The following is a 20,885-nucleotide window of genomic DNA, read 5'->3' on the forward strand; positions in this document are numbered from 1 at the left end:
GGTGTCAGTGGGCCTGTTCGGAGGCCAGGTTGTCGAGCAGCAGCTGGAACGCTTGCACTCCCAGCTGGATGTCGTCGTTGGTGCTCGATTCGAGCGGGTTGTGGCTGATGCCCGAATTGATGCCGCGCACGAACAGCATGGCCTGCGGCATCACTTCATGCAGCTTCATCGCATCGTGGCCGGCGCCGCTGGGCATGCGAAAGAGCGGCACGCCGAGCGCGTCGACCGCCTTCTCCCAGCGCTGCTGCCATTCGGGCGCGCTCGGCGCGGCCGCGGCACGCATCGATTCCTCGAGCACGTAGCGCACGCCGCGGCGATCGCAGATTTCCTTGAGCGCCGCCATCACGTCGGCCACCATCGCGTCGCGCTGCGGATCGTTCGGCGCGCGCAGGTCGAGGCTGAACTTGCAGCGCCCGGGCACCACGTTGATCGAACCGCTCGGCACCTCGAGCATGCCGACGGTGGCGACCGAGTCGCCGTCCTTCGCGGCGCGCTGTTCGGCGAACAGGATCAGCTCGGCCACCGCGGCCGCGGCATCGTTGCGGCGGCCCATCGGCGTGGTGCCGGCGTGGCTGGCCATGCCGATCACTTCGCCGACGTAGCGCAGGCCGCCGTTGATCGAGGTGACGATGCCCAGCGGCAGATCGAGCTCGGTGAGCACCGGCCCCTGCTCGATGTGCACCTCGACGAAACCGAGGTAGCGCGACGGATCGCGCTCGAGGCCGGCGATCTCCTCGTCCTTCAATCCGGCATGGGCGCGCGCCTCGCGCATCGTGATGCCGTCGGCGTCCTTCTGGTCGAGCCAGGCCGGGTTGAAATGGCCGGTCAGCGCGCCGGAGCCGAGGAAGGTGGCCTTGTAGCGCTGGCCTTCTTCTTCCGCGAAACCCACCACCTCGAAGGCGAAGGGCAGGCGGCGCTTCTGCCGCTGGAGTTCGCGCACGCAGGCCATCGGCGTGAAGATGCCGAGCCGGCCGTCGTACTTGCCGCCGTTGCGCACGGTGTCGTAGTGCGAGCCGGTCAGCAGCGTCTTCGCATCCGGCGTGGCGGCTTCGTAGCGGCCGACCACGTTGCCCACGGCGTCGATCTGCACGCTGTCGAAGCCGGCCTCGCGCATGCCCTCGGCGATCTGCTGCGCGCAGGCGCGGTGCGCGTCGGTCAGGTAGGTCACGGTGAGCTGGCCCTTCTCGGCATAGCCCGGATCGGTGTGCTTCGCGAGCGCTTCGTGCCAGTCCCAGACCTCGTTGCCGAGCACCGGCTCGGCATCGAACTTGTCGTCCAGGCGGATCTCCGCGATGCGGTGGATGTTGCGCAGCGCTTCGCCGAGCTCGAAGGCCGGATGGTGGTGCAGCCGGCGTTCGAAGGTCTCGATGATCTCGCGCTTGGCCAGACCCGTGCCGCGCGGTCCGCGCACCGCGAGGATGAAGGGAAAGCCGAACTTGGCGTTGTAGTCGGCATTGAGCTGCCGGATCTTCGCGAACTCCTCGGGCGTGCAATCGGTGAGGCCCGCCTTGCTCTGTTCGTTCGTCGATTCGGCCGTGAGGCTCTTGCTCACCATGGCCTTGCCCGCGAGTTCGGGGTGGGCGCGGATCAGGCCGAGCTTCTCGTCTTGCGATGCGGCCGTCACGGCCTGCGCCAGCGCGTACTTGAGGTGCGCGAGCGAGCGGAAGGGCCGCGTCGCAAGCGCCTTGGCGGCGATCCATGGCGAATGCTCGTAGACGCCGTCGAGCAGCGCGGCGGCCTGGCCGGGCGAGGCTGCATTCAATTGGTCGAGGGTGAGGGCCATGTCAGTCTCCGTGGGTCGCGACGTAGGGATGCTGTGTCTTCCAGTGCCGCGCGATGTCGAGCCGGCGGCAGACCCAGACGCGGTCGTGCGCGGCAATGTGGTCCAGGAAGCGCTGCAGCGCCGTGATGCGCCCGGGCCGTCCGAGCAGGCGGCAGTGCATGCCGATGCTCATCATCTTGGGCGCCTCGTCGCCTTCGGCATAGAGCGCGTCGAAGCTGTCCTTCATGTACTGGAAGAACGGGTCGGCGTGCGAATAGCCCTGCGGCAGCGCGAAGCGCATGTCGTTGCAATCGAGCGTGTAGGGAACGATCAGCTGCGGCACGACCTCGCCGTCGGTCTTGCGCACCTTCATCCAGAAGGGCAGGTCGTCGCCGTAGTAGTCGCTGTCGTATTCGAAGCCGCCGTAGTCGGCCACCAGGCGGCGTGTGCGCGGGCTGTCGCGGCCGGTGTACCAGCCGAGGGCGCGCTCGCCGGTGGTGCGCTCGATGGCTTCCATGCCCAGGCGCATGTGCTCGCGTTCGGTGGCCTCGTCGAGGTTCTGGTAATGGATCCATCGCCAGCCGTGGCAGGCGATCTCGTGGCCGAGTTCCTTGAAGGCGACCGCGATCTCGGGATAGCGCTCCAGCGCCATGCCGACGCCGAACACCGTCAGCGGCAGGCCGCGCTTCTCGAACTCGCGCAGGATGCGCCAGACGCCCGCGCGCGAGCCGTACTCGTAGATCCCTTCCATGCTGATGTGGCGGTCCGGGAAGCTCGCGGGATTGAACATCTCGGAGAGGAATTGCTCGGAGCCCGCGTCGCCGTGCAGCACGCAGTTCTCGCTGCCTTCCTCGTAGTTGAGAACGAACTGCACTGCGATGCGCGCCCGGCCGGGCCATTGCGCATGCGGCGGGTTGCGGCCGTAGCCGACCAGGTCGCGCGGATAGGACAGGGTGGTGTCGTAGCTGCTCATGGGTATTCAGGCCAGTGCAAGGGAGATGTCGTGGGTCGGGACTTTGCGGTCGAAGGTGAGGTTGGCCTCGACGTTCATCAGGTGATCGGTCATGAGCTTGACGGCGCGCTCCTCGTCGCGGGCGGCGAGCGCCTTCACGATGTCGGCATGCTCGTCGTTCGAATGCTCGGCGGCCGTGGCGCTCTGGTACATCAGCGTAATGAGCGCGCAGCGCGAGATCAGCTCGCCGAGGATCTGGGCCAGCACGGTGTTGCCCATCAGCTCGGCCATGCGCACGTGGAAGTCGCCGAGCAGCTCGGTGCGGCCGGAGATGTCCTCGCCGGACACGGCGGCTTTCTCGAGCGCGACATGCTCCTTCAGCGCCTTGATCTTGGCCGGCGTCACGCTGCGCACGAAGGCGCGCGTCATCTCGGCCTCCAGCATGCGGCGCACCGCGAACACCTGCCGGGCCTCGTCGACCGCGGGCGCCGCGACGAAGGCGCCGCGCGCGGGTTCGAGCCGGATCAGCTTGTTCTGCGACAGCTGGAAAAGGGCCTGCCGCACCAGCGTGCGGGAGACGCCGAAGTGGTCGGCCAGCTTCTGCTCGGCCAGCTTGCTGCCGGGCTGCAGGCGGTGCTCCACAATGGCTTTGGTCAGCGCGTCGACGATCGCGCGGGTGGTGGTCGAGTCCATGTTTTTCATGATAGACCCAAAGCCTATAACTGTATACACTTTTGTCGACCGTAATTTCCCGAATGCACCGAAGGAGCACTCCATGGGCCTGAGCACCCACGTACTGGACACCATGCACGGCGGCCCGGCGGCCGGCATGCAGGTCGCGCTGTTCACCACCGACGGCACGGAAGAAGACGCGCGTGCCACGCTGGTGCGGCGCTTCACGCTGAACGCGGACGGCCGCAGCGACGCGCCGCTCTACGACAACAGCACGTTGCGCGCGGGCACCTACCGGTTGGTGTTCGATGTCGCGGGCTACTTCAAGGCGCGCGGCGTGCAGCTGCCGGAGCCGAACTTCCTGAACCGCGTCGCGCTCGACTTCGGCGTCGCGCACACCGACGAGCACTACCATGTGCCGCTGCTGGTCAGCCCGTGGAGCTATTCGACCTACCGCGGGTCCTGAGTCAGTCCCCCACTTGCTGGCCTTCGCTGAGCGTATCGAGTTGAAAGTGACCTTCGTCGTCCCACAGCCAGGTATCGGTCCAGGTGACCTTGCCCAGCTGCGTCGCGGCGGGGAAGGGCGAGGCCTGCAGCACCATGCGTTCGGTCTCGGCGATCGCATCGGGCGCATGCGTGGGCGCGCGCAGCCAGTGCATCGAGAGCACCTTGCCGCCCGCATCGAGGTTGACCTGCAGCGTGCCGACCGCATAGAGCAGAGGCGGCAGCTTGCCGGCGTAGATGCGGCTCCTGTTGGCGGCATAGATGTGGCGCGCCGCGTCGCGCCGGTAGTCGCGCGCGGTGGCTGCGCGCGAGGGCGATGGCCGCGGGCCGGACGCTTCGGCGGGATTGGCCGTGGCCTTCGAGAGCTGTCCCGGCACGGTGCCGGCGATCGGTGCGGTGGGATTGCTGCCGCAGGCGGCGAGCCAGAGCGCGGAGAGCAGTGCGCCAGCCCGGGCGAGGCGGCGCGTCATGGGCTTGGAATTCATCGGCGCGGTTATACCGTGCCCGCATCCGGGCCGCGCAACCGGAGGTATCGGCGATGAGCGGCGCGGTCGACGAACTGCTCGCGCGCCTGAAGCGCGAGAGCGGCGTGCTGGTGCGTGTCGAGTCGACCCAGGGCTCCGCGCCGCGCGAGGCCGGCACCTGGATGGTGGTGTGGGCCGATGGGCTCACGGCCACCATCGGCGGCGGACAGCTCGAATTCCAGGCCACCGATGAAGCACGCGCCTGGCTTGCCGGTGGGCCGCCCATCGAAGGCGTGCAGCGCTATCCGCTCGGCCCGAGCCTGGGCCAGTGCTGCGGCGGTGTCGTGTTCCTCTCGTTCCGCCGCATCTCGGCCGCGGACGCGAAGGCGCTGCAGACCGAATTGCTGGCGCACCTCGAACCGATCGCGTTGTTCGGCGGCGGCCACGTGGGTGCGGCGCTCGCGCGGCTGCTGTCGACGCTGCCCTTCTCGGTACGCTGGATCGACAGCCGCGACGGCGTGTTTCCCGACGACCTGCCGGCACAGATCGAGACCGAGCATTCCGATCCCGTGCAGGACGCGGTCGCGCAGCTCGCGCCGGGCTCGCGCGTGCTGATCATGAGCTTCAGCCATGCGGAGGATCTCGACATCGTGATCGCCTGCCTGAAGCGCCTGCGCGCCCGCGGCGACCTGCCTTACGTGGGCCTGATCGGCAGCAAGACCAAGTGGGCGACCTTCCGCCATCGGCTGGAGGCACGCGGTTTCACGGCCGAGGAGATGGCCCGCATCACCTGCCCGATCGGCGTGCCGGGCATCACGGGCAAGGAGCCGGAAGTGATCGCCGTCGCCGTGGCGGCACAGCTGTTGCAGCAATGAGCACCCCCCAGGCTTGCCCATTGCGTGTGGCCGCCCACCCCCTTGCAGGGGGCAATACCTGCGGGCCGGCGAAGCCGGTTCCGCGGTATTCCTGGAATGGGGCTTGCATGGATGCAGGGTTTTCCTGCACATCGCATGAAGATAATTCCCGCAATCTTTTGGGAAAAAGTGTATACACTTCAGTCCACAACAAGCCGCAGCGGAGCGAGGTCCCCAGCAGGGTCTGCGTTCGCGGCACTTTCTCTGCTTACAGCGCCCGCAGTGGTGAGCAGGCCGGAACCACACCACGGCGCCCTCACGCGCCGACAAGGTTGAGAGCACATGGAAAGCTACTACCTCGACTGGGCCAATCTGCTGCTGCGCTGGGTCCACGTCATCACCGCTGTCGCCTGGATCGGCGCCTCCTTCTACTTCGTGATGCTGGACAACAGCCTCGAGAAGCCCGAGGACCAGGAGTCGCTGGACAAGGGCGTGGGCGGCGAGCAATGGGCCGTGCACGGCGGCGGCTTCTACAACCTGCAGAAGTACACGCTGTCGCCCAAGAAGCTGCCCGAGCACCTGCACTGGTCGTACTGGGAAAGCTATTCGACCTGGCTCACCGGGTTCGGCCTCTTCACCATGTCGTACCTGTGGAACGCCAGCACCTACCTGATCGACAAGTCGAAGATGGACTGGCAGCCCGGCGCCGCGATCGGCGTGGCGCTCGCCTTCTTCGTCGTGTTCTGGATCGTCTACGACGCCATCTGCCAGATCTTCGGCCAGCGCAAGAACGGCGACACCATCGTCGGCGTGCTGGTCGCCGTCTTCATCGCTTTCGCGGCCTGGCTGGCCTGCCACTGGTTCGCGGGCCGCGCCGCCTTCCTGCTGGTGGGCGCGATGATGGCCACGACCATGAGCGGCAACGTGTTCTTCTGGATCATTCCCGGCCAGCGCAAGAACGTGGCCGCGCTGCGCGAGGGCCGGCCGGTGGATCCGATCCACGGCCAGCGCGGCAAGCAGCGCAGCGTGCACAACACCTACTTCACGCTGCCCGTGGTGTTCGCGATGCTGAGCAACCACTACAGCTTCACCTACACCAACCAGTACAACTGGATCGTGCTGCTGCTGATCATGCTCGGCGGCGCGGCGATCCGGCAGTTCTTCGTGGTGCGGCACCGCTTCAAGCTCGGCAATGCGCGCAACCCGATTCCCTATGCGCTGTTCGGCATCGCCGTGCTCGGGCTCACCATCGTCTGGATGAAGCCCGAACCCGCCGCCGAGCCGGCGCCGGGCGCAGCGGTGCAGAAGGTGTCCTACGGCGACGTGCAGAAGATCTTCGAGGCGCGCTGCTACATGTGCCACGGCGCGCAGGTGCAGATGAAGAACGTGCGCCTCGATTCGCCCGATCAGGTCGCCGCGCATGCGCAGGCCGTGTACCAGCAGGCGGTCGTCACCAAGATCATGCCGATGAACAACGCGACCGGCATCACCGATGCGGAGCGCGCGATGATCGGCAAATGGTTCGAGGCGGGAGCGCCCACCAAGTAATCGAAGCCCGCTCCCGCATGACTTCTGGGAGGGGGAGCGAAGACAATCGGCAGTGGAGAAAGTCAATGAGCGCATCACGCACCGCACCCAACCCCCGCACCGCCCCGCGCGAATTCCTCGAACACCTCTACCGCGTCGCCGTCGAGCGCGCGCTGCCTCTGGCCAGCATGGGCCCGTACCTGCCCAAGCCGCCCAAGGGCCGCACGCTGGTGTTCGGCGCCGGCAAGGCCGGCGGCTCGATGGCGCAGGCGCTGGAGGCGCTGTGGCCCGCCGATGCGCCGCTGTCGGGCCTGGTGGTCACGCGCTACGGTCACATCCCGCCGCGGCCCGAAGGTCTGGCGCAGCGCATCGAACTCGTCGAGGCCGCGCATCCGGTGCCCGACGCAGCTGGCGAGAAGGCCGCCGCGCGCATCCTCGCACTGACCGAAGGCCTCACGGCCGACGACCTCGTGCTGTGCCTGATCTCGGGCGGCGGCTCGTCGGTGCTCACGCTGCCGGCCGAGGGCCTGACGCTGGAGGACAAGCAGCGCGTCAACCAGCAACTGCTCGAATCGGGCGCGGGCATCGGCGAGATGAACTGCGTGCGCAAGCACTTGTCGCGCATCAAGGGCGGCCGTCTCGCCGCCGCCTGCGCGCCGGCGCAGGTGGTCACGCTCACCATCAGCGACGTGCCGGGCGACGACCCGGCCATCATCGCGAGCGGTCCCACCGTGCCCGATGCCAGCACCTGTGCCGACGCGCTGGCCATCCTGGGCCGCTACCGCATCGAGGTGCCGGTGGCCGTGCGCGCGCAACTCGAAAGCGGCGCGCTCGAAACGCCGAAGCCGGCCGACGTGGTGTTCAAGGGCCATGCCACGCACCTGATCGCGACGCCGCAGCAATCGCTCGAAGCCGCGGCCGCGGCCGCGCGCGCGGCCGGCCTCGAAGCGCACATCCTGAGCGACGAGATGGAAGGCGAGTCGCGCGAGGTCGGCAAGGTGCATGCCGCGCTCGCGCGTGCCGTGGCGCTGCGCGGCGAGCCTTTCGCGAAGCCCTGCGTGATCCTTTCGGGCGGCGAGACCACGGTCACGATCCGTCCTCGCCAGCCGGGCCAGCCCAAGGGCCGCGGCGGCCGGGCCGGCGAGTTCTGCATGGGCCTGGCGGGCGCGCTGATGGGCCAGCCCGGCGTCTGGGCATTGGCCGCCGACACCGACGGCATCGACGGCGTCGAGGACAACGCCGGCGCCTTCGTCACGCCCGACACGCTCGCGCGCGCCGAAGCCGCGGGCTGCAAGCTGGCCGCGCACCTCGATCGCAACGATGCCTACGGTTACTTCGATGCGATCGGCGATCTGCTGGTCACAGGGCCGACGCATACCAACGTGAACGACTTCCGGGCGCTCCTGATTCTTTGAAGAGCGCGGGCGGCGCTTAGAGCGGCTAACAAGACGTCGTGAGAGTCCGAACGCAGATGACGCAGCACGCCAGGGAAAGCAGCGCGACATGAACGTCGATGCGACGCTCGAATCGGGTGCGCAGCTTGCCGAAGGAAGCCAGCCAGGAGTGAGTGCGCCCGACCACCCAGCGGTGGTGACCGAGCCGATCATTGCGCTCGATGCATCTAAGGGCGAAGTGGTGTTAGCGGGCAATAGACCACACAAGGTCGCAGGATCCGAGTCTAACGATCCCAATTGTTGATCGGCAGCTTTCAGTCATGGGGCGGTGTCCTCGTTTCGAGCCTGTCTCGGATAGTTCTCGCAATATTCAGCCTCTCTCGATCTCACGCCGAGGCTCTTCCGCAATCACGGCAAGCACAACCCAACGTCGCAACTGCGCGCGTTGCCAACTCCCGTTGACATCTCATTCGATTTCGAGTTACTCTGAGTAACATGAAATCGAGAGCGACAACCAAGCCTACGCGAACCTATCGCCAGTCGGCGCGCGCCAACGCGGTTCAGGATACCGAGCAGCAGATCATCGCCGCCTTGATCGCGCTCCTCGCAGAGCGCTGGTTCGACGAGATCACTCTCGACGACATCGCCGCGGCGGCCGGCACCACCCGCCAAACCGTGATACGGCGTTTCGGCAGCAAGACCGGCGTGCTGAGCGCCATGGCGGCCCAGATGGATGTCTCGATCCGGGCTCAGCGCTGGAGCACGCCGGCCCAAAGCGTGGCCGACATCGTCGCGCTCCTGATGGACGACTATGAACGCACCGGCGACATCCTCGTGCGGACGCTCGGGCAGGAAGCTCGCATTCCCGAATTCGCCGCCGTCCTCGATCGCGGACGCAAAGGTCATCGCGAGTGGATCGAAGACATGTTCAAGGGTTGGCTCGACAAGCTCGACGGCCGGCCCCGCGCGGATCGGCTCGCGCAGTTGTTGGCCCAGACCGATGTTTGGATCTGGCATCTGCTGCGCCGGGCGCAAGGGCATTCGGCCGCGCAGACACACCGGCTCATGACGCAGGCGATCGAGCGCCTGCTGCGTGAGGACAGCACGAATTGATCCAGTCTCCATCGAGAAAGGGCCAAGGCAATGATGAAGACGACAGATGCGGGGCCGCATCTGCGCATCCTGGCGGTCGGCTGGGAAGGCGGCGGCAATGTGCCGCCGACGCTCGCAGCCGTGCGCGCCCTCGCCGGACGTGGCCACGACGTTCGCCTTATCGCAGACGACACGATGAGGGCGGAGGCGATCGAGGCGGGGGCTCGATTCCTGCCATGGAACCGCGCCCCGAACCGTCCGGATCGCTCATTCGAAAGCTGCTTCGTGCGTGATTGGGAAATCGCCGATCCCCTGGCCGGCTTTCAAAGAGGGTGCGAACGGATCTTCGTCGGGCCAGCGCAAGCCTATGCCGAAGATATTCTCGAAGCGCTGGCAATGAAGCCGTCCGATCTCCTTCTCGGCTCGGATCTGCTGTTCGGCAGCATGCTCGCGGGCGAAGTCGCGAAGGTTCCAACGGCACTGCTCGCAACCAACATCTCGCTCTGGCCCCTGCCCGGACATCCGCCGTTCGGCCCGGGCTTTCAGCCTGCGCGGTCGGCGGCGGACAGAGCGCGCGACGCCGAGGTTGCGGCAATGGTCGAGCAAGCATGGGACAGCTTCCTGCCTGGCCTCAACACCGCCCGTGCTCGTTTCGGCCTCGCGCCGCTCGCCCATGTCCACGAACAGCCCTTGAGCGCCGGCCGCCATCTCCTTGCCACCAGCAGCAGTTTCGACTTTCCCGCCGGGCGCCTGCCGGACCATGTGCGCTATGTGGGGCCGCTTCTGGAGATGCCGAGCTGGGCCCGCGAGCGCTGGGCGGGCCCACCAGCGGGCGAGATACGGCCACGCGTGCTCGTATCGTTCAGCACCACCAATCAGGGGCAGGCCGACGTGCTCCAGCGGGTGATATCCGGTTTGGCTGGGGAGCCGGTCGAGGTGGTCGTGACCCTCGGCAAGGCACTTGAGGGACTTCGCCTTCAATCGCCGGTGAATGTGGCAATTCTTGCCAATGCAGCGCATGACGACCTGCTGACCAAAGCGCGTGCTGTCGTCACCCACGGCGGGCACGGCACGATCATGCGATCGCTGTGCCATGGCGTCCCCCTTGTCGTGCTCCCGATGGGGCGCGATCAGAACGACAACGCCGCGCGTGTCGACTATCACGGTGCGGGCCTGCGCCTCGATCCTTCAGCAACGCCGCAGATGATCGGCGAGGCCGTGCGGCGCGTCCTTTCCGAGCCGAGCTTCGCGGAGCGGGCGTCGGCGTTTGGGCGTGCCATTGCCGAGGAAGGCCCGGGGCCCGCACGGCTCGTGGCAGAAATCGAGGACTTCGTACTGAGGTCTTCACAAGGAGCCTTACCAGTCCATCGAAAGGAAACCAAAGAATGGCACACGTCTCTTCAAGCGAAAGTGCAATGGCCCTGACGCCCGGCCAGTTGGACGCCTATCTCACAAGGATCGGGGTCGACCGGCCGGTTTCTCTCGACGCAGGCAGCCTGTCGAAACTTCACCGCGCCCATCTCATGGCCTTCACCTGGGAGGCGCTGGACGCTTTCATGGGATGGCCGTCCTCAATCGTCCCGGCCGCCGCCTTCGCCAAGATGGTGGAGGGCAAGCGCGGCGGCTGGTGCTACGAGATGAATGGTCTGTTCGGCGCGGCGCTCGCCACGCTCGGATTCCGCGTGACCCGCCTGTGCGGCGGCGTCAATCGTGAAACGCTGGGCGACAACGCCGTCGGCAACCATCTGACTCTGCGCGTCGATCTCGACCGCCCGTACCTTGCCGAGGTCGGCTTGGCGGACGCCATCGTCGAGCCTGTACCGCTTGCCGTCGGGCCGATCAGCCAGCGCGGCTTCGATTTTTCGATCATGCCGACGGACGGCGGCTGGCTGCGTTTCAGGAACCATGCCCGCGGCATGGCGCACAGCTTCGATTTTCGGCCCGATCACAGCGACGAGGCTGCCATAGCCGCCACGCTTGGCTGGCTGACACAGGATCCCGGCTCGCCGTTCACAAACGCGCTGGCGATCCTGCGACATACCGCGGATGGCTATGTCGCCCTGAAGAACGATTGCCTGTGCAGCGTGACGGCAGAGGGCGTCAGCGAACAGCGCATCACGAGCGCGGATCATCTTGCCGACACGTTCGAAGCGATTTTCAGCCTCGAGGTTCCCAAGCCTGCGAAAATCTGGGACAAGATCCAGACGATCGGCCGCGATAAAGGCGACTAATACAACAACCTCATCGTCAAGCGCATGATCGGCGTTTGGCGATGCATGGGTCGAAACAAGAACAGAGAGATCAGCGCAGCGCTGTTCAAGAAGATCGAGCCGCTGTTGCCGGTATTCGTGTCCTTGGCCAAGGGCGGGCGTCTGCGGGTGAGCGACGAGATGGCGCTCAACGGCATCTTGTTCGTGCTGCGCACTGGCATCCCGTGGGAGGAGTTGCCCCAGGAACAGGGCATTGGCAGCGGCATGGCATGCGGGAGGCGGCTTCGCGACTGGCAGGCCGCAGGCGTGTGGCATGGCCTGCATCTGATGCTGCTGTCCGAACTGCGCAGTGCCGACAAGCTCGATCTCAGCCGAGTCAGCATGGACACCTCCAGCGCCGAGGCATCAAGGATCGCATCACGCGCAGAGGCATCGAGCGCAATGATCGGCTCGGTCGCCACCGCTGGGTGGTCGGGCCCACTCACTCCTGGCTGGCTTCCTTCGGCAAGCTGCGCACCCGATTCGAGCGTCGCATCGACGCTCATGTCGCGCTGCTTTTCCTGGCGTGCTGCGTCATCTGCGTTCGGACTCTCACGACGTCTTGTTAGCCGCTCTTATTCGCAAAGCCGCCTGATCTCTGCCGGAATCGCCACCGCCCGGATGCCGCCGCCCTCGCGCTTCGCCGAGAAGATGCGCACCTCCTCGCATTCGAGGATCAGGTCCTCGCCGCGCGTCACGCGGTAGCTTTGCACGAAGCTCTTGCCGCGCCACTCCTTCACGCTCACCGCGAAGTGCAGCGTATCGCCGTAGCTTGCGCTGTTGACGAAGCGGCTGTGCGTGTCGACCAGCGGCGTGCCGTTGACGCCGAGCGTGCGCGCCGTCTCTTCCCAGCGCGGGACGCCGTTCTCGGAAAAGAAATGGCGGGACGCGGCATCGATCCAGCGGAAGAAGTTCGGAAACCAGACGATGCCCGCGGGATCGCAGTCGCCGAATTCGACGCGCACGGTGTAGATGACTTGCTTGTTGCTCATCAGCCCATTTTTGTTGGCAGCCACAAGGCGATGATCGGGAACGCGATCAGGATCACCAGGCGCAGGATGTCCGTGAGGATGAAGGGCAGCACGCCCTTGAAGATGGTGGTGAAGCTCACGTCCTTCACCACGCTCTTGATCACGAACACGTTCATGCCCACCGGTGGATGGATCAGCCCGAGCTCCACCGTCATCACGATGATGACGCCGAACCAGATCGGGTCGAAGCCGAGGTGGACGATCACCGGGTAGATGATCGGCACCGTCAGGATGATCATCGCCATCGCGTCCATCAGGCAGCCGAGCACGAGGTACATCAGCATGATCAGTGCCAGCACGCCGTAGCGGCCGATGCCCAGCCCGGTGAGGAATTCGGTGAGCCGCTGCGGGCTTTGCGTGATGGTCAGGAAATAGCCGAACAGCAGCGCGCCGATCAGCACCGTGAACACCGCCGCCGCCGTGCGCGTGGCCGACAGCAGCGCCTCGCGGATCTTGGGACCGTCGAGCTTGCGCCGCAGCACGCCGAGGATGAAGGCGCCGCTCGCGCCCACGCCGCCGGCTTCGGTCGGCGTGAAGAAGCCGCCGTAGAGGCCGCCGATCACGAACACGAACAGCACCAGCGGTGCCCATACGTTCTTCAGGTCGGCGAGGCGTTCGCGCCACGGCTTGAGCTCGCCGCGCGGCAGCCACGCGGGCCGCAGGCGCACGATCAGCGCGATGGTCATCACGTACATCGCCATCGCCAGAATACCCGGCACGATGCCGGCCATGAAGAGCTTGCCGATGTCCTGCTGCGTGAGGATCGCGTAGACCGCGAGCACGGTCGACGGCGGCAGGATCGCGCCCAGCGTGCCGCCCGCGGCGATCACGCCGGTCGAGAACGACTGCGGGTAATTGAAGCGCCGCATCTCCGGATAGGCGACCGCCGAGAAGGTCGCCGCCGTCGCCACCGACGAGCCGCAGATCGCCGCGAAGCCGCCGCAGGCCAGCACGGTCGCGACGCCGAGCCCGCCGCGCAGATGGCCGATCATCGAGTTGGCGGCCTTGAACAACTCGCGGCTCACGCCCGACACCGACACCAGCGAGCCCATCAGCATGAACATCGGGATCACGCCGAAGGTGTAGTCAGTCACCGTGCGCATCGAGGTCTGGCCGACCAGCTTGAGCGCCGGGCCGGGGCCGACGATCCAGGCATAGCCGGTGACGCCGACCAGGCCCATCGCCATGCCGACCGGCACGCGCAGCAGCATCAATGCGAACAGGACCACGAAGCCGAGGACGGCGATGGCGTCGGTGCTCATTCATCCGCTTTCTGTTCGGGCTTTTCGTCGTGCAGCAATTCGGGGTGAAAGATCAAGCGGTATGTCCTGATCGCGATCAGCACCACGGCCGACACGTCACCGGCCCAGGCCACGGCATAGAAGGGCCAGGTCGGGATGTTCATGTCGTAGGTCAGCACGTGGTCGACGTAGGTGCCGCGCACCTTGTCGAACAGCGTGGCGGTCTGCACCGCGACCACGAACAGCAGCACCAGCGTCGCGAAGACGTCGATCCAGCGCTTCATGCGCGGGCTGGCCGCGGTCCACACGAGGTCGACCGTGATGTGGCCGCCGCGGTAGCTGGTGGCCGCGATGCCCCAGAAGATCAGGATGCCCAGCAGCATGCGGCCGAAGTCGTAGGAGTCGGGAATCGAGGTGTTGAAGAACTTGCGCAGGACCACTGCGATGAAGATGTTGAGTGCGACGATGCCGACGAACATGGCGGCGAGCCATTCGATCGTGTTGATCATGCCGTCCATGAAACCAACACGACGCCGCGTCACGGGCGTCTGTTCTGGCGTCTTCATCGTTGGAGCGAGTTCAGAGCGCCGATTTGTACTTGGCGAGACTTGCCTTCAGCCCATCCATCACGGCCTTCGGATCCTGCCCCACCTTCTTCACGCTGTCGGCCCATTGCGCCTCGACCGGCGCCGTGGCCTTGCGCCAGGCATCGAGCTGTTCGGGCGTGAGCTTGTAGATTTCGTGGCCCGCCTCGGCGCCGATCTTGGCGCGGCCGGCGAATTCGAAGTCGGCCCACGGCGAGGCGACGCGCTCAGCCCATTCGCTGGTGCAGTGGTCGTCGATGACCTTTTTCTGCGCGGCCGACATGCTGTCGTACTTGCTCTGGTTCATCGCCCACACGAAGGGCGTGACGTAGAGCGGCACGTCCATGTGGTACTTGACCACCTTGTCGATGCCGAACAGGCCGATCGAGCCCCACGGGAAGGTGATCGCATCGGCCACGCCGCGCTCCAGCATGTCGCGCGATTCGGGTGCCGAGGCCTGCACGTTGGTGCCGCCGAGCGAGGTGACCATCTGGCCGATGGTGCTGGTGGCGGGGCGAATCTTCATGCCCTGGATGTCGGTGGGAAGCAGGATCTTCTTGCGCGCATGGAAGGTGCCGGGGTCGTGCACGAAGGCGAAGCAGTACTTCACGTCCTTCATTTCCTTGGCCGCGTACTTGCGATACCAGTCGTCGATGGCGGCCGAGCCGCCCTTGCCGTTGGCGAACAGGAAGGGCAGCGAGGCGCCGGCCATGATCGGGAAGCGGCCCGGCTGGTAGCCTGGGTTGATGTAGGCGAAGTCGGCGATGCCGTCGCGCGCCATGTCGTAGTGGTCGAAGGCCTTGCCCAGTTGCTCGGACGGGAACAGCGTGGCCGTGATGGTGCCGTTCGACGCCTTCTTGATGTCGTCGGCCCAGGCCTGCAGCGAGGGGTTGAGCGGATGCTGCGCCGGCACCCAGCTCGACATCTTGAGGTTGACCGGCTTGTCCTGCGCCAGCGCAGGCACCGCGGCCAGCGCGAGCGTGGACGACAGTGCGAGCACGGCGCGGGCGGTGGCCGAGGTCATGAAGCGGGGGATGGGCATGGAGGTCTCCTTCGGTGTTGTACGGGCAGGGGCGACGCGCGATTCGGTTATTTTTTATAAGAATCGGCCAGAGCGAATCGGCGTTTACCTTGAGTCAGCGCGTCGGCGTCGCGGCGCCGGGCGGACGCTTCATCCAGCGGATCGGCTGCACCGGCACCGGACGCGCCGGCGCGCCATGGCGCAGCAGTGCGGCGTCGAGCGCGGTGCCGGCATCGTCGGCCAGTGCGGCCTCGCGCGCGGCGGCGATCGCGTTCGCACGCGCAGCGGGCGAGCCATCGGGCAGCGGGGCGGTCGCCAGATGGTCGATCACGTGCAGCAGGTTGCGCTTGCCGCGTTCGTTGGTGCTGCCGTAGCCCTTGATGAGGCGGCCGCACAGCGCGATCTCGTGGCCCAGGCACCAATCGCTGCGCGTGCCCTTGACCACTGCATCGAGCCAGCGGCCGATCAGCGCCTGCTCCTCGGCGAAGCGGCTGCCGCGCCGGCGCAGCCAGCGCAGCGAGGCCAGCACGCGCAGCGAGACCATGCCGAACACCGAGTGGCTGCCGACCTTGAGCGGCAATGCCCATGGGGTCTTGCGCCGGCGGTCCCATGCCGTCACGCGCTGCGCGAGCGAAGGCGGCAGCAGCGCCGCGAACTCGGGCGCGCCGGGCTTGAAGTGGTCGTAGACCTTGACGATGTCGTCATCGCCCGCCTTGACCTCGTCGCGCACGCGCCGCGCGCGGCTGGCGCGGCTCTTGAGCTCGGCCACGCGCACGATGTCATCGAAGGCCATCCACAGTGCGAGCCAGCGTGCCATCTCGCGCGTGACTGCGAAGCCGTTGGCGCCCGCGGGGTCGGCCGCGCGCTCGGCGTCGAGTACCTGCCTGAGGCGGTCCACGTAGAGCGCGGCGTAGCCGGCGTCCTGGTAGTCGAGCACGCGCGCATGGCCCAGCGTCAGCAGGTCGTGCACGGGCAGCGGAAAGATCTGTGCAACGTCCGCGGGCAACGCACGGGCGACCGGCGCTTCGTTCACCGTCGTCGCCAGCAGATTCGTCACCAGTGCAGCCTGCGCGCGCGGCGTGGCCACGGTGTCGAAGGCCTTGGCGAAGCCGCGCAGGCTGGCCGCGGCCATCTTGTCGAGCTTCTCGGGTGCGCGGGTGTCGCCGCCGCGCACCACGCGCTCGCAGGCATCGCGCGGAAACGGAAAGAGGCCGCTGCCCGCGATCGCGCCCAGCATCACGGCGCTCACGATGGTGCCGGCCTCGCGCGCCGCGGCGCCCATGTCGAACACGTGGTGCTCGCGGCTGAAGGCCTTGACCACGTCGAGCAGGCGCTCGGCATCGGCACGGCCGTCGCCGGGCTGCATGCGTTCGGCCGTGGTGAGCGTGCGGCTCGACGAGCTGATGACCAGCGTGCGCGCTGCAGTGCTCATGCCGTTGCCGATCTGCCGCGCGGTCTCGAGCAGCTCGGACGAGATCAATGCATCCAGCGCGCCCGGCACCGGGCTCAGGCTGAACACCGGCCGTCGCCCCTGGAGTTCCGCGAGCGGCACCGGGAAGACCTCGACGTAGTAAGTGGTGGCGCCGGTGCGCTGCGCCACGCCGGGGATCGAGGTGCTCTGCGCTGCGTAGCCCGCGTGGCGCGCCGTATCGACCAGCCACTCGGTCAGCACGCCGCCGCCTTCGCCGCCGAGCGCGCAGATGAGCAGGGTGATGGGTTGGGTGATGGGTTGGGTGCGGTTCATCGTCGTCACGCCGGTTGTATCGCACGAACCACTGCCGTTCGCAGGCCGTGCAGCAGCCGCTCGTGCCACCTCGGGTTCTGCACCACCTCGGCACGGTAGAAGCTCGGGCACAGCGTGGCCGCATGCGCGTTCTCGCCGCACAGGCCGCAGCCGACACAGCCGTCGATCACCACCGCGACCGGGTCGACCTTGAGCGGATCGGGGTTGTCCTTGATCGTCAACGTCGGGCAGCCCGAGAGGCGGATGCAGGCATGGTCGCCGTTGCACACGTCCTCATCGACGCCGTACCTCACGCGCACCACGCGCTGGCCTTTCCTGAGCAGGCCGGCGATCCAGGGCTTGATGCGGCGCTGGCGCTCGAGCTGGCACTCGCCCTCGGCAATGATCACCTTGAGGCCGTTGAAGTCGCTGGTGAAGGCGTCGTTGAGCGTCGCGCGCATCTTCTCGACGTGGTAGGTGTGCACGGTGCGCAGCCACTTCACGCCGAGGCCCTTCAGCGTCGCCTCGATGGTCTGGTTCTTGTCGACCAGGCTCTGCTGCTTGTCGACCGCATGCGCCTTGGTGTCTTCGTCGGGCGTCGAGATGATGTCCTGCGTGCCGGTCGCCGAGGTGTAGCCGTTCTTGAAGATCAGCAGCACCGCGTCGTCGCCGTTGAAGAGCGCGCTCTGCACGCCGGTCAGCAGGCCGTTGTGCCAGAAGCCGCCGTCGCCCATGATCGCGAGCGCCCGGCGCTGCATCATCGGCGAGACGCCCGCGCGGCTCGCGAGGCCCATGCCGTAGCCGAGGATCGAATGGCCCATCGAGAAAGGCTCGAAGGTGCCGAAGGCATGGCAGCCGATGTCGGCCGCGATGTGCACCGGCCCGCTGTCCAGCTGCGCGAGCTTGAGCGCGGAGAACACCGGGCGCTCGGGGCAGCCGATGCAGAAGCTCGGCGGCCGGTTGGGCAGCGGTGCGTCGAGCTTCGCCGCCACGGCGGCGCGGCGCTCGCGGTTGCCCGTGAGCCAGCCCTGGGCCGAATCCTGCGCATGCTGCGGCAGGTAGCGCTCGGCAAAGCGGCCGAGGCCGGTGGCCAGCACCTCGACGCCGTATTCGCCCGCGGCCGGCAGCAGGTCGCAGCCGTGCAGCGGCGTCTGGATGTCGCGGCGGCGCAGCAGCGTGGCGATCTCCTGCTCGATGTACTCGGGCTGACCTTCTTCCACCACCAGCACCGCGCGCTTGCCGACGCAGAAGTCCGCGACTTCTTCCGGCACCAGCGGGTAGGCAACGTTGAGCACCAGCAGCGGAATCTCCGTCGCGCCGAACGCATCGGCCAGGCCCAGCTGCTGCAGGCTGCGGATCAGCGCGTTGTAGAGCCCGCCCTGGACCATGATGCCGAGGTCGGCATGCGTGCCCGGGATCAGCTCGTTGAGTCGGTGCTCGGCGATGTAGCGCCGCGCCGCGGGCAGGCGCTCCTCGCCCTTGAGCTTCTCGTGGCGAAAGGTCACGGGCGGATGCGCGAGCCGCATGTAGTCGAAGCCGGCCGGCTCCGCCATCAGCGCGCGGGTCGATATCGCGGGCGGCAGGTTGTTCCTGCATTCGAAGCTGCCGCGCACGTGGCAGGCGCGGATGCGCAGCTCCATCATGCAGGGCATGTTCGACGCTTCGGAGAGGCGAAAGCCGTGCTCGACCATGTTCACCATCACGCCCAGGTCGGGCCGAGGATCGAGCAGGCACATGCTGGACTTGAGCGCATAGGCATGCGTGCGCTCCTGGATCACCGAGGCGCCTTCGCCGTAGTCCTCGCCGACCACGATCAGCACGCCGCCCCTGACGCCGGGCGACGAGAGATTGGACAGCGCGTCGGCCGCGACGTTGGTGCCGACGATCGACTTCCACGTCACCGCACCGCGCAGCGGGTAGTGGATCGAGGCGCCGAGCATCGCGGCAGCCGAAGCCTCGTTGGAACAGGCCTCGACATGCACGCCGAGCTCGTCCATGTAGGGCTTGGCCTGCACCATCACGTCGAGCAGGTGCGACACCGGCGCGCCCTGGTAGCCGCCGACATAGGCGACGCCCGACTGCAGCAGCCCCTTGGTGATGGCCAGGATGCCTTCGCCGTGGAAGGTGTCGCCGGCGCCCAGGCGCAGGGCTTCGATCTCCTTGCTGAATGAGACTTCCAAGGTCTTGGCTCCGTTCTTGTCGTGGTCGCAGGCGCATGGCGCTCCGAAAGGCGAGTGTGCAGGCGCGAGGCCTGCGCTTCAATAGAATCATCGAGCTAAGCAATATGAAGCGCATGCATGTCAACACCATCGACCTGAACCTGCTGCGCCTGTTCGACGCGGTCTACCGGGCGCGCAGCGTGAGCCGTGCGGCGGAGTCGCTGGGGCTCACGCAGCCCGCGGCCAGCCATGGCCTCGGCCGCCTGCGCCTGCTGCTGGAGGACGCGCTCTTCACGCGCGCACCGGGCGGCGTTGCGCCCACGCCGCGTGCCGAGCGGCTGGCCGTCGCGGTGCAGTCGGCGCTCGGCACGCTGGAGGAGGCGCTCAACGAGCCGGACCGCTTCGAGCCTTCGGCCTCGCGCAAGGTCTTTCGCATCCACATGAGCGACATCGGCGAAGGCCGCTTCCTGCCGGCGCTGATGGCGCGCCTGGGCGAGCTGGCGCCGGCCGTGCGCGTCGAGACGCTGCCGCTCCTGCCCGCGGACATCGCGCCCGCGCTCGACAGCGGTCGCATCGATTTCGCCTTCGGCTTCCTGCCGAAGGTGCGCGACACGCAGCGCGCGCACCTGTTGAGCGACCGCTACATCGTGCTGCTGCGCGAAGGCCATCCCTTCGCCCGCGTACGGCGCAGCGGCCAGGCGATGCTGGCGGCGCTGCAGAAGCTCCAGTACGTCGCGGTGCGCACGCATGCCGAGACCCTGCGCATCCTGCAGTTGCTCAACCTCGAGGACCGCGTGCGCCTGACGACCGAGCACTTCATGGTGCTGCCGGCGATCGTGCGCGCCACCGATCTGGCCGTGGTGATGCCGCGCAACATCGCGCGCGGCTTTGCCGAGGAGGGCGGCTACGCGATCGTGGAGCCGCCCTTTCCGCTGCGCGACTTCACCGTGTCGCTGCACTGGAGCAAGCGCTTCGAGGCGGATCCCGCGAACCGCTGGCTGCGGCAGGTGATTCGCGCGCTGTTCGCCGAGGACTGAGCCGATCGCTCAACCTGCCGCGCGCCGCCGGCAAATGTGAGCACAGGCTTTTCGCCGACTGTGCTGCCCACTAATCTTCATAGCGATCCGGCACGCCATGCACGCGCAGCAGCTCTTGGCGCACGACATCGCAGTTGCCTCGGTGCTGACGGAACTGCCCAGCAAGCCACTCGGCATGCTCGGTCAAGCGACCAGTGCGCGGGGCGATTCGTAGGGCTGCCAGCCGCCTTGGCGCAGGTAGCGCCGGACGGTGTTGCGGCTGCATCCCAACTCGTTGGCAATGCGCTTGGCTCCCCAACCGAGCGACGCCAGCTTGAGCATTGCCTCTACGTCCTCCGGTGCCTGCATCGCCTGTCTCCAATCGATCCGTTCGGATCGTGGAGCTTGCTCGAACACGTTGCCTTCCATCTTGGCCTCCTGCCATGAGGGGGGTCAATTCCTCATGTCGTCAGGGGCCGGTTTGTCGTGTCGCCTGACAGTGAACCCCATCGAAGCGATGGAACTCGGCTATTTCCCCGGGGTCTTAGCTGAACCATCGTCAGGAATAGGTACCGTCTGCCAAGTGGGGCCCCCGACGACGTTGCGTTCGGTAGCGCACCCTCGAAGGGCGCAAAATGTG

19 protein-coding genes and 3 pseudogenes are annotated in these 20,885 nt (G+C 67.0%); 10 read left to right on the forward strand and 12 right to left on the reverse strand.

All coding sequences use genetic code 11. From position 1 onward, the window contains the following. Nucleotides 1-4: 4 nt before the first annotated feature. The 3 genes from uraD to WDLP6_RS07855 are packed head-to-tail and all read right to left on the reverse strand — an operon-like array spanning nt 5 to nt 3,416. Nucleotides 5-1,783 carry a 2-oxo-4-hydroxy-4-carboxy-5-ureidoimidazoline decarboxylase gene (gene uraD / locus WDLP6_RS07845; RefSeq protein ID WP_162591884.1) on the reverse strand — a complete coding sequence of 593 codons (1,779 nt, stop codon included), beginning with the start codon at nt 1,781-1,783 and terminating at the stop codon, nt 5-7. Nucleotide 1,784: 1 nt separating this feature from the next. Then, entirely contained in the window at nt 1,785-2,735 is a 951-nt protein-coding gene (gene puuE / locus WDLP6_RS07850) for an allantoinase PuuE (protein ID WP_162591885.1), read from the reverse strand. Between the two features lie 6 nt (nt 2,736-2,741). Further along, complete coding sequence (locus WDLP6_RS07855) at nt 2,742-3,416, reverse strand: GntR family transcriptional regulator (RefSeq protein WP_162566496.1); 675 nt, start codon at nt 3,414-3,416, stop codon at nt 2,742-2,744. Nucleotides 3,417-3,489: 73 nt separating this feature from the next. On the opposite strand from WDLP6_RS07855, the gene uraH reads away from it, so the two are divergent. After that, the gene (gene uraH, locus WDLP6_RS07860) at nt 3,490-3,852 is read left to right on the forward strand and encodes a hydroxyisourate hydrolase (protein WP_162591886.1); all 363 of its coding nucleotides are present in this window, start codon (nt 3,490-3,492) and stop codon (nt 3,850-3,852) included. Between the two features lies 1 nt (nt 3,853). Here uraH and WDLP6_RS07865 read toward each other — a convergent pair whose 3' ends face one another. Continuing rightward, complete coding sequence (locus WDLP6_RS07865; RefSeq protein WP_162591887.1) at nt 3,854-4,375, reverse strand: hypothetical protein; 522 nt, start codon at nt 4,373-4,375, stop codon at nt 3,854-3,856. A 53-nt stretch (nt 4,376-4,428) separates the two neighbouring features. On the opposite strand from WDLP6_RS07865, the gene xdhC reads away from it, so the two are divergent. From xdhC to WDLP6_RS07880, 3 genes are all read left to right on the forward strand, one after another. Then, nucleotides 4,429-5,229: a xanthine dehydrogenase accessory protein XdhC gene (gene xdhC, locus WDLP6_RS07870; protein ID WP_162591888.1), complete on the forward strand. Its 801-nt coding sequence runs from the start codon at nt 4,429-4,431 to the stop codon at nt 5,227-5,229. Nucleotides 5,230-5,550: 321 nt separating this feature from the next. Beyond that, a complete protein-coding gene (locus WDLP6_RS07875; protein WP_162591889.1) occupies nt 5,551-6,756 on the forward strand; it encodes a urate hydroxylase PuuD in 1,206 nt (401 codons plus the stop codon). Nucleotides 6,757-6,821: 65 nt separating this feature from the next. Further along, complete coding sequence (locus WDLP6_RS07880) at nt 6,822-8,150, forward strand: glycerate kinase type-2 family protein (RefSeq protein ID WP_162591890.1); 1,329 nt, start codon at nt 6,822-6,824, stop codon at nt 8,148-8,150. A 25-nt stretch (nt 8,151-8,175) separates the two neighbouring features. Here the strand turns inward: WDLP6_RS07880 and WDLP6_RS07885 are convergent. Beyond that, nucleotides 8,176-8,364 (reverse strand): annotated as a pseudogene (locus tag WDLP6_RS07885) (IS5/IS1182 family transposase); the annotation flags it as partial. A gap of 260 nt (nt 8,365-8,624) precedes the next feature. Here WDLP6_RS07885 and WDLP6_RS07890 point away from each other — a divergent pair. From WDLP6_RS07890 to WDLP6_RS35500, 5 genes and pseudogenes are all read left to right on the forward strand, one after another. Further along, nucleotides 8,625-9,242 (forward strand): TetR/AcrR family transcriptional regulator, encoded by a 618-nt coding sequence (locus tag WDLP6_RS07890; protein ID WP_162591891.1) that lies wholly within the window; start codon nt 8,625-8,627, stop codon nt 9,240-9,242. A 30-nt stretch (nt 9,243-9,272) separates the two neighbouring features. Continuing rightward, nucleotides 9,273-10,646 carry a nucleotide disphospho-sugar-binding domain-containing protein gene (locus tag WDLP6_RS07895; protein ID WP_162591892.1) on the forward strand — a complete coding sequence of 458 codons (1,374 nt, stop codon included), beginning with the start codon at nt 9,273-9,275 and terminating at the stop codon, nt 10,644-10,646. Beyond that, a complete protein-coding gene (locus WDLP6_RS07900) occupies nt 10,637-11,452 on the forward strand; it encodes an arylamine N-acetyltransferase family protein (protein WP_232076992.1) in 816 nt (271 codons plus the stop codon). Before WDLP6_RS07895 ends, WDLP6_RS07900 begins: the two co-directional genes overlap by 10 nt. A gap of 45 nt (nt 11,453-11,497) precedes the next feature. Further along, a pseudogene (locus WDLP6_RS35495) lies at nt 11,498-11,695 on the forward strand (transposase); the annotation flags it as partial. A 5-nt stretch (nt 11,696-11,700) separates the two neighbouring features. Beyond that, a complete protein-coding gene (locus WDLP6_RS35500; protein ID WP_443083447.1) occupies nt 11,701-12,039 on the forward strand; it encodes a transposase in 339 nt (112 codons plus the stop codon). Nucleotides 12,040-12,045: 6 nt separating this feature from the next. Here the strand turns inward: WDLP6_RS35500 and WDLP6_RS07910 are convergent, their stop codons facing one another. The 6 genes from WDLP6_RS07910 to WDLP6_RS07935 form a co-directional block, all read right to left on the reverse strand. Beyond that, on the reverse strand, nt 12,046-12,462 hold the full coding sequence (locus tag WDLP6_RS07910; RefSeq protein WP_162591894.1) for an acyl-CoA thioesterase: 417 nt from the start codon (nt 12,460-12,462) through the stop codon (nt 12,046-12,048). Beyond that, nucleotides 12,462-13,763 carry a TRAP transporter large permease gene (locus WDLP6_RS07915; RefSeq protein WP_162591895.1) on the reverse strand — a complete coding sequence of 434 codons (1,302 nt, stop codon included), beginning with the start codon at nt 13,761-13,763 and terminating at the stop codon, nt 12,462-12,464. Before WDLP6_RS07915 ends, WDLP6_RS07910 begins: the two co-directional genes overlap by 1 nt. Further along, nucleotides 13,760-14,308, reverse strand: coding sequence for a TRAP transporter small permease (locus WDLP6_RS07920; protein ID WP_232076993.1), 549 nt, complete (start codon nt 14,306-14,308; stop codon nt 13,760-13,762). Before WDLP6_RS07920 ends, WDLP6_RS07915 begins: the two co-directional genes overlap by 4 nt. A 13-nt stretch (nt 14,309-14,321) precedes the next feature. Further along, nucleotides 14,322-15,368: a TRAP transporter substrate-binding protein gene (locus WDLP6_RS07925; RefSeq protein WP_197910149.1), complete on the reverse strand. Its 1,047-nt coding sequence runs from the start codon at nt 15,366-15,368 to the stop codon at nt 14,322-14,324. Between the two features lie 94 nt (nt 15,369-15,462). Beyond that, a complete protein-coding gene (locus WDLP6_RS07930) occupies nt 15,463-17,091 on the reverse strand; it encodes an indolepyruvate oxidoreductase subunit beta family protein (protein WP_162591896.1) in 1,629 nt (542 codons plus the stop codon). 5 nt (nt 17,092-17,096) lie between these two features. Further along, nucleotides 17,097-19,250 carry a thiamine pyrophosphate-dependent enzyme gene (locus WDLP6_RS07935; RefSeq protein WP_162591897.1) on the reverse strand — a complete coding sequence of 718 codons (2,154 nt, stop codon included), beginning with the start codon at nt 19,248-19,250 and terminating at the stop codon, nt 17,097-17,099. Nucleotides 19,251-19,363: 113 nt separating this feature from the next. Between WDLP6_RS07935 and WDLP6_RS07940 the strand changes: the two genes are divergently transcribed. Continuing rightward, nucleotides 19,364-20,266: a LysR family transcriptional regulator gene (locus WDLP6_RS07940; RefSeq protein ID WP_443083448.1), complete on the forward strand. Its 903-nt coding sequence runs from the start codon at nt 19,364-19,366 to the stop codon at nt 20,264-20,266. Nucleotides 20,267-20,461: 195 nt separating this feature from the next. On the opposite strand, the pseudogene WDLP6_RS07945 reads toward WDLP6_RS07940, so the two are convergent. After that, nucleotides 20,462-20,614: pseudogene (locus WDLP6_RS07945) on the reverse strand (helix-turn-helix domain-containing protein); the annotation flags it as partial. Nucleotides 20,615-20,885 lie beyond the last annotated feature (271 nt).

It is taken from the genome of Variovorax sp. PBL-E5, assembly GCF_901827185.1.
In the GTDB taxonomy this organism is placed as follows: domain Bacteria; phylum Pseudomonadota; class Gammaproteobacteria; order Burkholderiales; family Burkholderiaceae_C; genus Variovorax.

Coding starts and splice junctions, on each gene's coding strand:
- uraD (WP_162591884.1), bottom strand. CDS start 1,783: ATGGCCCTCACCCTCGACCAATTGAATGCAGCCTCGCCCGGCCAGGCC.
- puuE (WP_162591885.1), bottom strand. CDS start 2,735: ATGAGCAGCTACGACACCACCCTGTCCTATCCGCGCGACCTGGTCGGC.
- WDLP6_RS07855 (WP_162566496.1), bottom strand. CDS start 3,416: ATGAAAAACATGGACTCGACCACCACCCGCGCGATCGTCGACGCGCTG.
- uraH (WP_162591886.1), top strand. CDS start 3,490: ATGGGCCTGAGCACCCACGTACTGGACACCATGCACGGCGGCCCGGCG.
- WDLP6_RS07865 (WP_162591887.1), bottom strand. CDS start 4,375: ATGAATTCCAAGCCCATGACGCGCCGCCTCGCCCGGGCTGGCGCACTG.
- xdhC (WP_162591888.1), top strand. CDS start 4,429: ATGAGCGGCGCGGTCGACGAACTGCTCGCGCGCCTGAAGCGCGAGAGC.
- WDLP6_RS07875 (WP_162591889.1), top strand. CDS start 5,551: ATGGAAAGCTACTACCTCGACTGGGCCAATCTGCTGCTGCGCTGGGTC.
- WDLP6_RS07880 (WP_162591890.1), top strand. CDS start 6,822: ATGAGCGCATCACGCACCGCACCCAACCCCCGCACCGCCCCGCGCGAA.
- WDLP6_RS07890 (WP_162591891.1), top strand. CDS start 8,625: ATGAAATCGAGAGCGACAACCAAGCCTACGCGAACCTATCGCCAGTCG.
- WDLP6_RS07895 (WP_162591892.1), top strand. CDS start 9,273: ATGATGAAGACGACAGATGCGGGGCCGCATCTGCGCATCCTGGCGGTC.
- WDLP6_RS07900 (WP_232076992.1), top strand. CDS start 10,637: ATGGCCCTGACGCCCGGCCAGTTGGACGCCTATCTCACAAGGATCGGG.
- WDLP6_RS35500 (WP_443083447.1), top strand. CDS start 11,701: ATGCGGGAGGCGGCTTCGCGACTGGCAGGCCGCAGGCGTGTGGCATGG.
- WDLP6_RS07910 (WP_162591894.1), bottom strand. CDS start 12,462: ATGAGCAACAAGCAAGTCATCTACACCGTGCGCGTCGAATTCGGCGAC.
- WDLP6_RS07915 (WP_162591895.1), bottom strand. CDS start 13,763: ATGAGCACCGACGCCATCGCCGTCCTCGGCTTCGTGGTCCTGTTCGCA.
- WDLP6_RS07920 (WP_232076993.1), bottom strand. CDS start 14,308: ATGAAGACGCCAGAACAGACGCCCGTGACGCGGCGTCGTGTTGGTTTC.
- WDLP6_RS07925 (WP_197910149.1), bottom strand. CDS start 15,368: ATGCCCATCCCCCGCTTCATGACCTCGGCCACCGCCCGCGCCGTGCTC.
- WDLP6_RS07930 (WP_162591896.1), bottom strand. CDS start 17,091: ATGAACCGCACCCAACCCATCACCCAACCCATCACCCTGCTCATCTGC.
- WDLP6_RS07940 (WP_443083448.1), top strand. CDS start 19,364: ATGCATGTCAACACCATCGACCTGAACCTGCTGCGCCTGTTCGACGCG.